Genomic DNA, 14,330 nt, shown 5'->3' on the forward strand with positions numbered 1-14,330 from the left:
TGCCTACAATGGGTGCCTGTCTTCTTTCGTGGCTGGGACGACGCTTGGTAGGGGGTGGGCGCTTTGGCAGACGGGCGAACCAAGGGCGCGGGCGCCGGCGAAGGCTCCCTTGGGACCCGCGGGCTCACCTCGGAGGAGGTGGAGCGCAGGCGTGCGGCGGGCGAGGTCAACGCGAACACCGACGTCAAGACGGCGTCGGTGGGGCAGATCGTCTCCAAGCACCTGTTCACCCTCTTCAACGGGGTCGTCCTGGCCCTCGCCGCACTGGTGGCGCTCACGGGGTCCTACGAGAACATCACCTTCATGCCGCTCGTCGTCGCCAACTTCCTGATAGGCGTTACCCAGGAGCTGCGTGCCAAGCGCATGGTGGACAAGCTCTCCATCCTGACGGCCGACAAGGTTCGCGTCGTGAGGGACGGGCGGGAGTCGGAGGTCGGCGTCGAGGAACTCGTCCTCGACGACCTCGTCATCCTGAGGCACGGAGACCAGATACCCGCCGACTCCGTCGTCGTGGAAGGGTCGCCGGAGGTCGACGAGGGCCTTCTCACGGGCGAGAGCCGGCTCGTGCAGAAGCGACCGGGCGACCGCCTCCTCTCGGGGAGCTACGTTGCCACCGGCGCCGTGCGCGCGCGTGTGTCGGAGGTCGGCATGGACGGCTTCGCGGCCAAGATCAACGCCGAGGCGCGTGCGGCGAAGGAGGTCGAGTCGGAGATCCTGAGCTCGCTCAGGCTCGTCATCAGGCTGGCGACCTACGCGCTCGTCCCGCTCGGGGTGGCCCTCTTCCTGCGCACGTACCTGCAGGGCCAGGTGGGCGTGAACGGTGCGATCCTCTCGACGGTGGCGGCCGTGCTGGGCATGGTGCCGCAGGGCCTCGTGCTGCTCACGTCCTCCGTGTTCGCGATCGCGACGACCCGGCTCGCACGCCACGAGGTGCTCGTGCAGCAGAGCTACTGCGTGGAGGCGCTCGCAAGGGTCGACATGCTCTGCCTCGACAAGACGGGCACCATCACGAGCGGGCGCATGGAGGTGGCGCGCGAGCTCGGCAGCGACCTGCGTCCGTGCGAAGGCGCCGGCCTGGGCCCGCTCGAGGGTGCGGCGGCGACGGTGTGCGCGGCCAATCGCGCGGACGCGAACCAGACGGCCGTGGCCATCGACTCCTACCTCAGCGGCAAGGGGGTCGAGGCGGACGCCTCGGTACGCGTCGTCCCCTTCAGCTCCGAGAGGAAGTACTCGGGCTGCGTGACCGAGCGCGGTCGCGCCTTCGTGATGGGCGCCGCCCAGTTCGTCCTCGGCAGGGGCTACGAGGGCTACGCGGCGTCCCTCCACGCGCTGGATCCCAACGAGCGCGTCATCTGCGTCTGCGAGGTGTCGGGCTTCGGAGGGTCTGGAGAGATCCTCGGCGAGCCCGAGGTCCTCGGGTTCGTGTGCCTGCGAGACGAGATGCGCCCCACTGCGGCGAGCACAATAGAGTACTTCAAGCGCCAGGGCGTGAGCCTCAAGGTCATCTCGGGCGACGATCCCGCAACGGTCTCCGCGATAGCCGCGCGCGCCGGGATCGAGGGGGCGGAGCGGTCGCAGGACGCGAGCGAGCTCCGCACGATGGAGGACGTCCGGCGGGCGGCGAGGACCTGCAACGTCTTCGGCCGCGTCACGCCCCAGCAGAAGCGCTCGCTCGTCACGGCGCTCCAGGAGCAGGGGCATACGGTCGCCATGACGGGCGACGGCGTCAACGACGTCCTCGCGCTCAGGAGGGCGGACTGCTCGATAGCGATGGCCTCAGGCTCGGCAGCGAGTCGCAACATCGCCGAGATTGTGCTGGTAGACGACGACTTCTCCCACCTGCCGCAGGTAGTCGCCGAGGGGAGGCGCTCCATCAACAACCTGCAGCGCTCGGCGTCGCTCTTCCTCGTGAAGACGGTCTTCTCGGCGCTCCTCGCCCTCGTCTGCCTCTTCCTCGCCCCCTATCCCTTCATCCCCATCCAGATGACGCTGGTCTCGGCCGCGGTGATCGGCTTCCCCTCCTTCGCGCTGGCCCTGGAGCCAAACCACGAGCGGGTCAAGGGGGCCTTCCTGCACAACGTCCTCAGGCGCTCCCTCCCGGCGTCGGCGACCATCGTGCTCGTGGTGGCGGTCACGCTGCTGCTGAGGTGGCTCGGGGTGTTCGGATTTGAGGAGACCTCAACGCTCTGCATGGCCCTCACGGGTCTCGTGGGCCTCGCGCTCATCGTCAAGATCTCGCAGCCGATGGACGCCTACCGCGCGCTGCTCGCCGTCATGGTCGTCGTCATCTTCTTCGGCGGGTGCGTGCTCTTCCCGGACCTTTTCATGATCGCGCGTCCGACCGTTACCATGGGGTTATATCTGGCTGCCATGGGGGTGGGCTCGATCGTCACGTTCAATATCCTGTACGACAACATGGGCGAGGGCGAGGACGGCGTGCTGATGCGCATCGCCCGGAAGCTGGAGGATTTCTCATGACGTATGACAAGACCTTCGAGGACGCCGTCAGGGCAGCCCGCAAGCCCGTGGAGCTCGCCGAAGGCGGCATCAAGCGCACGATGTACGACGTCTCTCGGATCCCCGGCGCGGACAGGTTGCCGCGGGCGCTCGTGGTCCTCCTCGAGAACGTGGTGCGTCGCGCCTCCACGGACGAGGGGGCGGTCGAGGCGGCTTGGCGGGTCGTGAGCGCCGGCACCGCGGGCGAGCAGGGCGAGGAGATCGAGTTCATGCCCGCGCGCGTGCTCTTCCAGGACTTCACCGGGGTTCCCGTCTTCGTGGACTTCGCCGCCATGCGCGACGCCATGGCCGAGCGTGGTGGGGATCCGTCCCTCGTAAACCCCCACATCCCGTGCACCCTGGTCGTCGACCACTCGGTCATCGCCGACTGCGCTGGCGAGGCGGGGGCGCGCGAGAGGAACGAGGAGCTCGAGGCGAGGCGCAACCGCGAGCGCTTCGCCTTCCTGAAATGGGCCTCGAAGTCCTTCCAGAACGTCGAGATCGTCCCTCCCGGGGGCGGCATCTGCCACCAGCTCAACATCGAGCGATTCGCCAAGGTCGTCACGCTCGACGCCATGTCCGAGGGAGCCGAGGTCGCGTGCTTCGACACGCTCGTCGGGACGGACTCCCACACGCCGACCGCCAACGGCCTTGGCGTCCTCGGCTGGGGCGTCGGAGGCATAGAGGCGGAGGCGGCGGCCTTGGGACAGCCCATCACGATGCTGGTTCCGCCCGTCGTCGGGCTCAGGCTCACCGGACGGCTGCGCGACGGGGTCTCCGGGATGGACCTCGCGCTGACGGTGGCGCAGCTCCTGCGCCAGGAGGGCGTAGTCGGGTGCCTCGTCGAGGTGTCAGGACCGGGCGTCTCCAGCCTCACGCCTACGCAGCGCGCCTGCGTCTCAAACATGACGCCCGAATACGGGGCGACCGCGACCCTCTTCCCGGTCGACGAGAGCACCACCTCGTTCCTGCGACTGACCGGCCGTGACGAGGGCGAGGTCGCCTTTGCGGAGGCCTACCTCAGGCGCCAGGGCATCTGGGGCCAGTCCGAGGGGAGGGCGTACTCCCGCGTCGTGGAGCTGGACCTCTCGGACGTCGAATGGAGCCTCGCGGGTCCGTCCAGGCCGCATAACCGTGTGACGCCGGCCGGCCTCAAGGAGCGGCTCCGCACTGCGGCCGCCGCGCGTGAGCGCGACTTCTCGGAGTCCTTCGAGGTGGAGCTGGGAGGGGAGACCTACGAGCTCGGTCACGGCGCGCTCGCCATCGCGGCCATTACGAGCTGCACGACGGCGACCGACCCTGCCATGATGGTGGGTGCGGGCATCCTCGCCAGGAAGGCCGTGGAGCGCGGGCTCGCCCCCAAGCCCTGGGTGAAGAAGATCCTCGCACCCGGAAGCCACGCCACCGAGCTGCTCCTCGAGAGGGCGCACCTCACGGAGCCGCTCTTCCGGCTCGGGTTCTACACCTGCGGGTTCGGGTGCATGTCGTGCATCGGGAACTCCGGAGAGATCGCGCCGGCGCTCAAGGCAGTCGCTGATTGTGCGGAGCTCACGAGCGTGCTCTCCGGCAACCGGAACTTCGACGGCCGCATATCGCCCGACGTCTCGCAGAACTTCCTCTGCCAGCCGGCGCTCGTCGTTGCGTACTCCCTGGTGGGCACCATGGACGTGGACCTCGCCCACGAGCCGGTCGGGTACGGAAGCGACGGGACTCCCGTCATGCTGAGCGAGCTCATGCCGACTGACGCGGAGATCGCTGCCGCGCTCGAGGGCGTCCTTGCGCCCGAGCTGTATCGGGACGGTGCGGAGGGGCTTCTCGAGGGCTCCGAGGCCTGGAGGAGGATCGAAGCGGAGGGCTCCGAGACCTTCCCGTGGGATCCGAACTCCACCTACGTGCGCAAGGCACCATACTTCGAGCTCGCGAGGAAGCAGGAGCGCATCTCCATAGCGGACGCTCGCGCCCTCGTCCTCGCGGGCGACTTCGTGACCACGGACCACATCTCCCCGGCGGGGTCGATCGCGAAGGACTCGCCCGCGGCGCGCTACCTGACCGAGCACGGCACGCGCCCGGAGGACTTCAACACCTACGGGAGCCGGAGGGGCAACCACGAGGTCATGATGAGGGGCACCTTCGCCAACGTGAAGTTCGAGAACAAGCTCGCCCAGGGCAGGGTCGGCGGCTGGACGCGCGACCTCACGACGGGGGAGCTGACCTCCATCTACGACGCCGCAATGGACTACCGCGAGAAGGACGTGCCACTGGTGGTCGTGGCGGGCAAGCTCTACGGATCGGGCTCGAGCCGCGACTGGGCCGGCAAGGGACCGGCACTGCTCGGCGTGCGCGCCGTCATCGCCGAGAGCTTCGAGAGGATCCATCGGTCGAACCTAGTCCAGATGGGCGTGCTGCCCCTGCAGTTCGAGGACGGCCAGGGCGCCGAGTCCCTCGGCCTCGACGGGACGGAGGCCTACACGATCGAGGAGGTGGACCTCACCGGTGGGCTGCCCGCGAAACGCGAGGTCCGTGTGCGGGCCGTGCGCGACGATGGGTCGGCGGTAGACTTCGACTGCGTCGTGCGCGTGGACACGCCCATGGAGGGGCGCTTCTTGGCCGCGGGTGGAATATTGCCGTACGTTCTCAACATTCTCCTCGCGTAGCCGCCAAACGCGACGGCGGAGGCGTACGATTTCAAGCCCACGCACGCCGGGCGCTGTCGCGCGGACCGCAAGCGAAACGAAGCCAGCAACGAACCACACTCGTACCACGGAGGCAATCCTTGAAATGTCCAGTCTGCGGCACGCAGCTGCCGCAGGGCGCAAAGGTGTGCCCGGCTTGCCACGCGAGCATAACCGTCAGCCGTCATGCCGAGGAGAAGCGAGACATCTTCTGCAAGAACTGCGGAGCTCAGGTCCCACCTGGTGAGACGGTCTGTCCGTGCTGCGGTTTTCCGCTCGCGGACGAGGACGTGGAGCTGACGCTCGCCCGGAGCACCAAGGAGCGCGGCGTGGCGCCACGGGCGGTCACCCCCGAGAGCGTGATTCCGGACCAGCCGACCGACGGGTACAGCGCCGCCTCGCGACTCGAGCACATGCCGCACCTGAGGGTGGCCGTCGTGGCGGCGGCCGCGGCGCTCGTCGTCGTCGGCGGGGGGTTCCTGCTCGTCACGAGGCCCTGGAACCCTAACTCCCGCATCACGCACGCAATGGTGGACAGGGACACCTCCTGGGCGGGCTTCCCCGGAGTGCTGGAGACCCTCACCGGCCAGGACAAGAGCAAGCAGGGCGCGGACACATCCGAGAGCGCATCCGGGGACGCGTACTACGACGAGCTTGCGGGCTTCTGGGAGAGTCTCGGATCGCTCTCCCAGAGGCTGGACGGCAACGAGTCGACCTTGAAGGAGCTTGTCGGGGGTGCCGACGGGTCTGCGGAGCAGGGTGCGGCTGACGCACAGGCCATCTCGATCGAGCTCTCGAACAAGATCTCTGAGCTCTCCGGGTATGACATGAGCGACTCGCCCTATTCCGACGAGTATGGGACTCTGACCCAGCTCGGAAGCTACCTCAGGAATCGGGCGGATGCGATCACGCGTGCATGGGATGCCGTAGCGTCGGCGTCCGCGCCCTCCGACGCCGCCCAGGAGGTCACGGGCTACCTCGGCTCGAACTCCAGCGGCAGCGGCTCCGAGACGTGGAAGTCACTCTTCGACGAGGGGTACGAGGCGGCCAAGCCCGTGCGGCAGCAGTAGCGCGGCGCCGTGTATAGTTGATAGCCGCGTCTGCTCAATGTGTGAACGGTTGGGCAGGCTGATAAAATGGCGCACAGCGCAAGGTGTGCGCGCTTGATGCGAAAGGATTGGCATGGGTCTGTTCGGAGAGCCCCTCTACACGCCGGAGTACGAGGTCAAGGGCGACGAGGTCGCAGTCATAGACACGTCCAAGGGCGTGGTGGAGGTCGCCCTCGACGGGGAGGGCGCCCCGATTCACGTGGCGAACTTCTGCGAGCTGGCGCTGTCCGGCTTCTACGACGGACTCAAGTTCCATCGCTACGTGCCCGGCTTCGTCATCCAGGGCGGCGACCCCAACACGCGCGACATGTCCGCGGAGGACGTGGTCGCGGGCCGCAGGGGTCCGGACGGCTATCCCGGTACGGGCGGCCCCGGGTACCGCATCCGCCAGGAGTTCACGACCAACCCGAGGAACCGCCACGACGACGGTGCCCTCGCTATGGCTCGTTCCCAGAACCCCGACTCCGCGGGCTCCCAGTTCTACCTCTGCCTGGGGCCCCAGCACTCCCTTGACTCCGGCTACACGGTGTTCGGCCAGACGGTCGCGGGCAGAGACGTCATCGGCCAGCTCAGGGCCGGTGACCTCATCAGGTCTATCAGGATCGAGCACCGAGAGGCCTAGGCGTCGGCTCACATAGGAGGACAGGTTGAATCAGCAGATGTTTGAGGCGGGGGTCGCCGCCTACCAGAAGGGCAACTGGAGTCTGGCCGCCATGCAGCTCGCCCAGGCCAAGTCGGCGGGGGAGGCCTCCGGCCGCGCGGACCACCTCCGTGGCAACGCCCTGATGAAGCTGCACCGCTTCGAGGACGCGGCCGCAGCCTACGCCGACGCGCTTGCAGATGACTCCTACGGCAAGAAGGGGGCGCTCAGCACCAACCGCGGGCGCGCCCTCATCGCTGCCGGCCGCCTGGACGAGGCGGTCAACAGCCTGTCCGCGGCGACCCAGGACGCCAGCTACAAGACCCCCTACAAGGCCTACCTCGCCCTCGGAGCGGCCTATGCCGCCCTGGGCGACGTCCGCAGCGCGGGCATCGCGTACCGCAACGCCGCGATCGACGAGAGCAACCCAGACCCCTGCGAGGCCTTGCGGAAGCTCGGCGACTGCTTCATGGAGCTCGGGCGCCCGACGGACGCAATCGAGTCGTATCGCACTGCGCTCGACTTCTCCACGATGGTCCAGAATCAGAACGCGATCTACTGCGAGCTGGCGCTCGCCTACGTCGCGGCCAACCGCATGAGCGAGGCGGTGGATGCGTTCACGCACGCTACGGCGGACGGGACCTACGTGCTCGCGCCCGAGGCGCAGGCATCCTTCGACGCCGCGCGCAACGCAGTCGCCGCGAAGGGCGCCAACAGGCCCTCCGACACGGACAACTTCCTCGCGGCCGCCGGCTACGGCCCCGTCTCCTTCGATCCGCTCGACCCGACCGGCGAGACCACGGGCAACCTCATGCCGTCCCCCGAGGACACCGGCTTCTTCTCCGTCACGGAGGAGCAGCTCATGGAGGACGACCGCAAGCGCCGCAAGAGCGAGCGCAAGAAGCGCCATCGCGGCCGCAAGGTCCTCGCCGTGCTGATCATCATCGTGATCGTCGGCGGCGGCATCTGCGGCCTCGCGTACTGGCGTGGCTTCGGCCTGCCCACGCAGGAGACCGTCGTCCAGGAGCTCTTCGCCGCGAAGTCCGACCGTGGTGACGTCGGGGCCTACATTGCCGCCGACGTCTCCGAGGCGGACGCGAGCCAGATAGAGGCGATCCTGCCCATGAACGCGACGCTCACGATCAACGGCGTGAACCGCTCCATGAAGAGCTCCACCGTGATGGTGACCGCCACGCTCTCCCAGGGCGGGACGCAGTCGTACACCGTCGAGCTGACCCGTGACGGCGCCGGCTGGAAGGTCGAGAGCGTCACGCCCAACTTCGCCTCCCAGGACGGCAGCTCCACCACCACGGGGACCGTCTCTTCCAACTAGTCGTAGCAGCTCTTTCTCGGGGCAGGTCCCGCGGTAAGGATAGGGAGCAATGGCGTTTTTCGACACAGTGTTCAGCGAGTACGGGGGAGACCTCGCGATCGACCTCGGTACGGCAAACACGCTCGTCTCCGCCAGGGGGCAGGGCATCGTGCTCAACGAGCCGTCGGTCGTGGCGATCGACAAGAACGAGGACCGCGTGCTCGCGGTCGGTGCCGACGCCAAGCGCATGATCGGCCGGACGCCTGGCTCGATCATCGCGGAGCGCCCGCTCAAGGATGGCGTCATAGCGGACTTCGACGTGACCGAGGTCATGCTCCGCTACTTCATCGAGAAGGCGCGGCCGCACCGCTACCCCTGGTCGCCGCGCCCCCGCGTCGTCATCTGCGTGCCCTCGGGCGTCACCTCGGTCGAGAAGCGCGCGGTCTTCGAGGCGACCATCCAGGCAGGCGCGCGCCAGGCCTACCTCATCGAGGAACCCATGGCCGCCGCCATCGGCGCGGACCTGCCCATCGAGGACCCGACCGGATCCATGGTCGTCGACATCGGCGGTGGCACGACCGAGGTCGCCGTCATCGCCATGGGTGGCATCGTCGTCTCGAAGTCGCTACGGACCGCGGGCGACGAGTTCGACCAGACGATTCTCGAGCACGTCCGTGACGTCTACAACCTCGCCATCGGCGAGCGCACCGCCGAGGACATCAAGATCAAGGTCGGTTCGGCGGCTCCCCTCGCCGAGGAGCTTGACGTCGAGGTGAACGGTCGCGACGTCATGAGCGGCATGCCCAAGACCGTCCGCATCGAGAGCGAGGAGATACGCCGGGCGCTCGACAAGCCGCTGGACGAGGTCACCAAGACGGTGCGCGACGCGCTCGACGCGACTCCGCCCGACCTCGCGAGCGACCTCATGTACTACGGCATCCTCCTGACCGGCGGCGGTGGGCTCCTCCGCGGGCTCGACCAGAGACTGAGGGACGAGACGGGCGTGCCCGTCAACGTGAGCCCCACAGCCCTCGAGAACGTCGTCAACGGCTGCGCGAAGGTCCTTGAGGCCAACGCCCTCTCGGGTGGCTTCGTCCAGAGCGCGGGCCTGTAGGACAGAGGGTCGCCTATGCCTAGGATGGGGGGCTCGAAGCCCCGCAGCACCAGCGGCTTCAGGAGGGCCGAGACGAACAGCGGAGCCGGTCTCACGACCGTGCTGCTCGTTGTGGTGTCGCTCTTCATGTTCACGCTCAGCAGCCAGGAGGCGGGCTCGGGCTTTTTCACGGGCGTGAGGAGCGTCTTCGGTGTTGTGACGACGCCCGTTCGCTACGTCGGCGCGGTCACGAGCCTGCCGTTCAACGGGATGGCGAACGTCTTTCACAACCTGACGGCCGACGAGCGGACGCTCTCCGACCTCGAGGCGGAGAACGCCAGCCTCAAGTCGAAGAACGCTGAGCTGGAGGAGGCCCAGCAGACCGCGAGCAGGCTCGAGCAGCTCCTGAACGTACAGAGCAGCTACAACCTCACGTCGGTCGCAGCCTCTGTCATAGGGTCCTCAGCGGACTCCTGGAGCGACACCGTCACGATCGACAAGGGCTCGACGGCGGGGCTGGCGGTCGGCATGTGCGTCGTCGACGCCAACGGTGCCGTCGGCCAGATCTCGGAGTGCTCGCCGACCTCCTCTACCGTCCGGCTCCTGAGCGACGAGAACTCGTCCATCTCGGCCATGGTCCAGTCCAGCCGAGCCCAGGGCATGATCGAAGGCTCACCCGACGGGACGGTCAGGCTCTCCCTCATCAGGCTCGACCAGACGGTGAACGTCGGCGACACGGTCGTGACAAGCGGCCTCGGCGGCGTCTTCCCCAAGGGGCTTCCGGTCGGAGAGGTGACGAGCGTCTCCAAGGCGGCAGGCGCCCTCTACTACACGATCGAGGTCAAGCTCTTCGCGAACCCCGAGAACCTGGAGGAGGTGCTCGTCATTACGTCGCTCTCGAGCGACCAGCAGGCCACGGCGGGCGACATCGCGGACGCGGACGCCCAAGAGTCGGGCACGAGCACGAAGCAGGGCTCCTCGACGGCAGGCTCTACTTCCTCGTCCGCAACGACCGCCACGTCGAAGGGCGCCTCGGACGGCTCCGCGGCGGACGGCTCCACGAAGGGCACGTCCACGACGGCCTCGGGCACCTCGGACCAGGGATAGGGGGGGACAATGCAGAAGAAGGACGCCAACAGGAGCAGGTACGGCAACGTCGCGCTGGCCGCCCTCTGCTTCGTCCTGCAGCTGGCCCTCGCCCCAAACCTCGCCTTCGGGTCGGGGCGGTTCAACTTCGCGGTGATCTTCGCGTTCTGCATTTCGCTGCTCGTCGGCGGCCGCAGGGGGGTCGTCTACAGCTTCTTCGCCGGGCTCGTCTTCGACCTCTCCACGACAGGCCCCGTCGGGCTAGTGGCGCTGCTCCTGACGCTGACCTCCTACGTGTTGGGCCTCGAGGAGCGCAACCGCTTCTCGGACGGCGCGGCGGCATGCCTCTCGAGCTTCGCCATATCGTCGCTCGTCGTGATCTTCGTCTACCACCTTGCGATGCTCGCCATGGGCCAGGCCGGTTCGCTCTTCGACGTCGTCGTGCTGAGGACGCTTCCCTCCTATGCCCTGACGTTCGTGGCGTACCTACCCTTCAACCACCACTTCACGAAGGACGCGGCCGGCGGCGTGAGCGCTCGGCCGCGCCGCGGGTCCCACTACAGCGTAAAGGGACTCTAGCGTGATGGCGCTCAGGGTCCTCCTCGTCGTCGTGGTCGTCTGCCTCGTCGTGGCGGGCGTGCTCGCCTTCGTCTTCCACAGCAAGGGCGACGCGCGCTTCACCTTCGACATCGGCGGGGCCGCGCCGAAGGCTGCCGGCGGTACGGACGGGTCCGGCGGCTCCAGCATCAAGGGGCGTCTCGTGGGCCTCGCCGGCGTCATCGCCGGGGTCTTCGTCGTCCTTATCGGCAGAATCTGGTCGATGCAGCTCCTCTCGGGCGACGAGTACACGAGCCAGGCGGAGTCCAACCGCACGAGGACCATATCGCTCTCGGCGCCGCGTGGTCGCATCCTCGATCGCAACGGCGTGGAGATCGTGTCCAACCGTCCCAGCCTCACGGTGGTGGCGGACCCGGACGTGGCGAACGACGACGTGGAGCTGCAGCTGCTGGGCAACCTCATCGGCATGCCCTACATGGCTGTCAAGCGCAGCATCGAGGACCAGACCCAGGGCGCCCAGGCCTCGAGGACGGTGGCGCGCGACGTCTCGCGGCGCGTCGTCGCCTACATCGGCGAGCACCCCGACCTCTTCCAGGGCGTCTCGGTCGAGGAGCGGACGGTGCGCTACTACCCGCTCGGAAGCCTCGCCTCCCACGTGGTGGGCTACACCGGTACGGTCACGACCGAGCAGCTCAAGGCCTCGCAGGAGAACGAGGACGAGGGCGCGATCAAGTACCAGACGGGAGACACGGTCGGCCAGTCGGGTGTGGAGTACCAGTACGAGAGCGTGCTGCAGGGCGTGCGGGGCGAGCAGGTGGTATACGTCGACGCGAAGGGCAACGTCCTCGACTACTCCTCCACGGTCGCGCCCAGGAGCGGCTCCGACGTCGTGCTCACGCTCGACGCGAACCTCCAGAAGGCCGCGGAGGCCGCCCTCGACTCCGTGATCAAGGCGCTCCGGAGCTCGGTGAGCGCCGAGTGCAAGTCCGGCTCCGTCGTGGTCCTGGACGCGACCAACGGGGAGGTGCTCGCGATGGCGAGCCGCCCGAACTTCTCGCCCAACATCTTCGTGGGCGGGATCTCCAACGACGACTGGGAGAGCCTCGGGTCGGAGGAGAACGACTACCCGCTGGTCAACCGTGCGATATCGGGCACCTACCCCGCCGGCTCGACCATCAAGCCCCTGACGACCTTCGCCGCGCTCGACGACGGGATCGCGACGCCGTCCTCCACCTACTACTGCGCGGGCTGGTGGACCGGCCTGGGGCAGGCGTCGGGCAAGTGGTGCTGGCAGAAGACGGGGCACGGCACGATGACCCTCCAGACGGGCATCACCTACTCCTGCGACGTCGTCTTCTACGAGATCGGCAAGGGCTACTACCTCGCCTCCTCCAATAACGACGGCATGCAGGAGAAGTTCCGCGAATACGGGCTCGGCTCGCTGGAGGGGATCGACCTGCCGGGGGAGAGCGCGGGCCGCGTGCCTGACGCTGCCTGGAAGTACGACTACTACAGCTCGTTCCCGGAGGAGGACCGCCAGTGGAAGGGCGGCGACTACGTCAACCTCTCCATCGGCCAGGGCGACCTGCTCGTCACGCCGCTGCAGATGGCGTGCGTCTACGCCTCGATCGCCAACGGGGGAGACGTGTGGACGCCCCACGTCCTCAAGTGCGTCAAGTCGCAGACCGGTACGGGCTCTGTGATGGAGTACAAGCCCAGCGTCCTCAGGAGCTGCGAGGAGAGCGAGGCCTACCGCAAGCTCGTAGAGGGAGGCCTCGTCGGCGTCATCACCGAGGAGTCGGAGTACCAGACCAAGCACTTCGCGGGCCTGCCCGTCTCCGTCGCGGGCAAGTCGGGCACCGCAGAGAGGAGCGGGCACCAGCCGACCGGCTGGTTCGTGGTGTACGCCCCCGCGGACGACCCCAAGTACGTAATTGCGAGCGCGCTCGAGAACGCGACCTGGGGCGGGTACTCCGCCATGTACGTGGTCAGGGACGTCCTCGGCGCCATATACAACGCCCCCGACGACGAGCTCCAGGTCATGGCGGGCATCACGTCGGGCGACTAGGAGGCAGGAGTGGCAGACAACTCGGCCGTGAGGGACCTCGGGTCGGCCCTCGGCTCGATCGCGTCGGCGCTCGAGTCCGCGCTCACCAGGTTCGGCACGCAGGGCACCAGGCTCCAGAGGCGCGGGCGGCTCGGCGGCCTCTACCTCGCGGAGCTCGTCCCCAACCTGCTCGTCGTGGCGTTCGGCGCCGTGGTCATCTGGTCCGCGTCGCTCACCATCAGCGAGGCGTCCTTCCCGCGCCACGTCCTGGGCGTCGCGATGGGCCTCGTCGTCGCCGCGCTCGTCTGGCGCTACGACTACCGGCAGTTCGCTGGCATGACCAGGGCGCTCTTCGTGCTCGACGTGGCGCTGATGCTGATGCCCTCCATCCCGGGCCTCGGATACAGCGCGCTCGGCATGACGGGCTGGGTCTCTCTGCCCGTCATCGGGCTCAGGTTCCAGCCCTCGGAGATAGCGAAGCCGGTGACCATCCTGCTCATGGCCTCGCTTACCTCCGAGTACAACGGCAGGATCGACACGCTCGCCGACTACCTCAAGCTCTGCGGCGCCCTGCTCGTACCGTTCCTGCTGATCCTCACCCAGCCCGACCTCGGCACGGGCCTGATCGTCCTCGTGACGGGGGCCGCTATCATCATCTGCGGCGGGGCGAAGAGGAGCTGGGTGCTCGTCACGATAGCGCTGATCGTGGTGGGCGCCGCCCTGGTCGTAGTGACGTCGATGACGGACGGCCTTCCGCACGTGCTGAAGCAGTACCAGATAAACCGCCTCGTGGTCTTCATGGACCCCTCGGTGGACCCGACGGGCGACGGTTACAACCTGCAGCAGGCCAAGATAGCCGTCGGCTCGGGGGGCCTTCTCGGCAAGGGGGTCGGCAACGCGAGCCAGGCGGGGAGCGGCTTCTTGCCAGAGGCGCACACCGACTTCGTGTTCGCGTTGCTCTCCGAGGAGTTCGGCTTCGTGGGCGCCCTCGTCCTGCTGCTCCTCTTCGCCTGCATGCTCTTCTCCACCATCGGCCTCGCGATGCGGCTCGACAACGTCTTCGGGAGGCTCGTGCTCGTGGGCGTCGTGGCGATGTGGGGCTTCCAGGTCCTGCAGAACGTGGGGATGTGCATCGGCATCATGCCCATCACGGGCATCCCCCTGCCGTTCGTGAGCTTCGGCTCGTCGTCGATGATCTCGCAGCTTGCCTCGATGGGGCTCATCCAGTCGGTCTGGAGGTACCGTACGAAGGCCGGCTAGGCGGCGGCGCGCGCCCGGTGGCGCCTCTCGCGGCCGTTGCGCTAGAGTAGTGGACTC

At 67.8% G+C, this 14,330-nt stretch carries 10 protein-coding genes; all 10 read left to right on the top strand.

Annotation, left to right across the window (positions count from 1 at the left end; genetic code table 11):
- Positions 1 to 63: 63 nt before the first annotated feature.
- The gene (locus VXJ25_RS04380; RefSeq protein ID WP_330957995.1) at positions 64 to 2,478 is read left to right on the top strand and encodes an HAD-IC family P-type ATPase; all 2,415 of its coding nucleotides are present in this window, start codon (positions 64 to 66) and stop codon (positions 2,476 to 2,478) included.
- Complete coding sequence (gene acnA / locus VXJ25_RS04385; protein WP_330957996.1) at positions 2,475 to 5,150, top strand: aconitate hydratase AcnA; 2,676 nt, start codon at positions 2,475 to 2,477, stop codon at positions 5,148 to 5,150. The genes VXJ25_RS04380 and acnA overlap by 4 nt, the downstream gene beginning before the upstream one ends.
- A gap of 119 nt (positions 5,151 to 5,269) precedes the next feature.
- Positions 5,270 to 6,238: a zinc ribbon domain-containing protein gene (locus VXJ25_RS04390; RefSeq protein ID WP_330957997.1), complete on the top strand. Its 969-nt coding sequence runs from the start codon at positions 5,270 to 5,272 to the stop codon at positions 6,236 to 6,238.
- A 112-nt stretch (positions 6,239 to 6,350) separates the two neighbouring features.
- The gene (locus tag VXJ25_RS04395) at positions 6,351 to 6,899 is read left to right on the top strand and encodes a peptidylprolyl isomerase (RefSeq protein WP_330957998.1); all 549 of its coding nucleotides are present in this window, start codon (positions 6,351 to 6,353) and stop codon (positions 6,897 to 6,899) included.
- 25 nt (positions 6,900 to 6,924) lie between these two features.
- Entirely contained in the window at positions 6,925 to 8,250 is a 1,326-nt protein-coding gene (locus tag VXJ25_RS04400; protein ID WP_330957999.1) for a tetratricopeptide repeat protein, read from the top strand.
- Between the two features lie 49 nt (positions 8,251 to 8,299).
- Positions 8,300 to 9,343: a rod shape-determining protein gene (gene mreB, locus VXJ25_RS04405; RefSeq protein ID WP_330958000.1), complete on the top strand. Its 1,044-nt coding sequence runs from the start codon at positions 8,300 to 8,302 to the stop codon at positions 9,341 to 9,343.
- 15 nt (positions 9,344 to 9,358) lie between these two features.
- Positions 9,359 to 10,429 carry a rod shape-determining protein MreC gene (gene mreC / locus VXJ25_RS04410; protein WP_330958001.1) on the top strand — a complete coding sequence of 357 codons (1,071 nt, stop codon included), beginning with the start codon at positions 9,359 to 9,361 and terminating at the stop codon, positions 10,427 to 10,429.
- 9 nt (positions 10,430 to 10,438) lie between these two features.
- Positions 10,439 to 10,987, top strand: coding sequence for a rod shape-determining protein MreD (gene mreD, locus VXJ25_RS04415; RefSeq protein WP_330958002.1), 549 nt, complete (start codon positions 10,439 to 10,441; stop codon positions 10,985 to 10,987).
- A 4-nt stretch (positions 10,988 to 10,991) separates the two neighbouring features.
- A complete protein-coding gene (gene mrdA, locus VXJ25_RS04420; protein ID WP_330958003.1) occupies positions 10,992 to 13,034 on the top strand; it encodes a penicillin-binding protein 2 in 2,043 nt (680 codons plus the stop codon).
- Between the two features lie 57 nt (positions 13,035 to 13,091).
- Positions 13,092 to 14,273 carry an FtsW/RodA/SpoVE family cell cycle protein gene (locus VXJ25_RS04425; protein WP_407941910.1) on the top strand — a complete coding sequence of 394 codons (1,182 nt, stop codon included), beginning with the start codon at positions 13,092 to 13,094 and terminating at the stop codon, positions 14,271 to 14,273.
- The last annotated feature ends 57 nt before the right edge of the window (positions 14,274 to 14,330 follow it).

Source organism: Olsenella absiana (assembly GCF_036408855.1).
GTDB lineage: Bacteria > Actinomycetota > Coriobacteriia > Coriobacteriales > Atopobiaceae > Olsenella_K > Olsenella_K absiana.

Excerpts from the sequence above, each read along its gene's own strand:
- acnA (WP_330957996.1), top strand. The coding sequence starts at position 2,475 with ATGACGTATGACAAGACCTTCGAGGACGCCGTCAGGGCAGCCCGCAAG.
- VXJ25_RS04395 (WP_330957998.1), top strand. The coding sequence starts at position 6,351 with ATGGGTCTGTTCGGAGAGCCCCTCTACACGCCGGAGTACGAGGTCAAG.
- mreB (WP_330958000.1), top strand. The coding sequence starts at position 8,300 with ATGGCGTTTTTCGACACAGTGTTCAGCGAGTACGGGGGAGACCTCGCG.
- mreC (WP_330958001.1), top strand. The coding sequence starts at position 9,359 with ATGCCTAGGATGGGGGGCTCGAAGCCCCGCAGCACCAGCGGCTTCAGG.
- mreD (WP_330958002.1), top strand. The coding sequence starts at position 10,439 with ATGCAGAAGAAGGACGCCAACAGGAGCAGGTACGGCAACGTCGCGCTG.
- mrdA (WP_330958003.1), top strand. The coding sequence starts at position 10,992 with ATGGCGCTCAGGGTCCTCCTCGTCGTCGTGGTCGTCTGCCTCGTCGTG.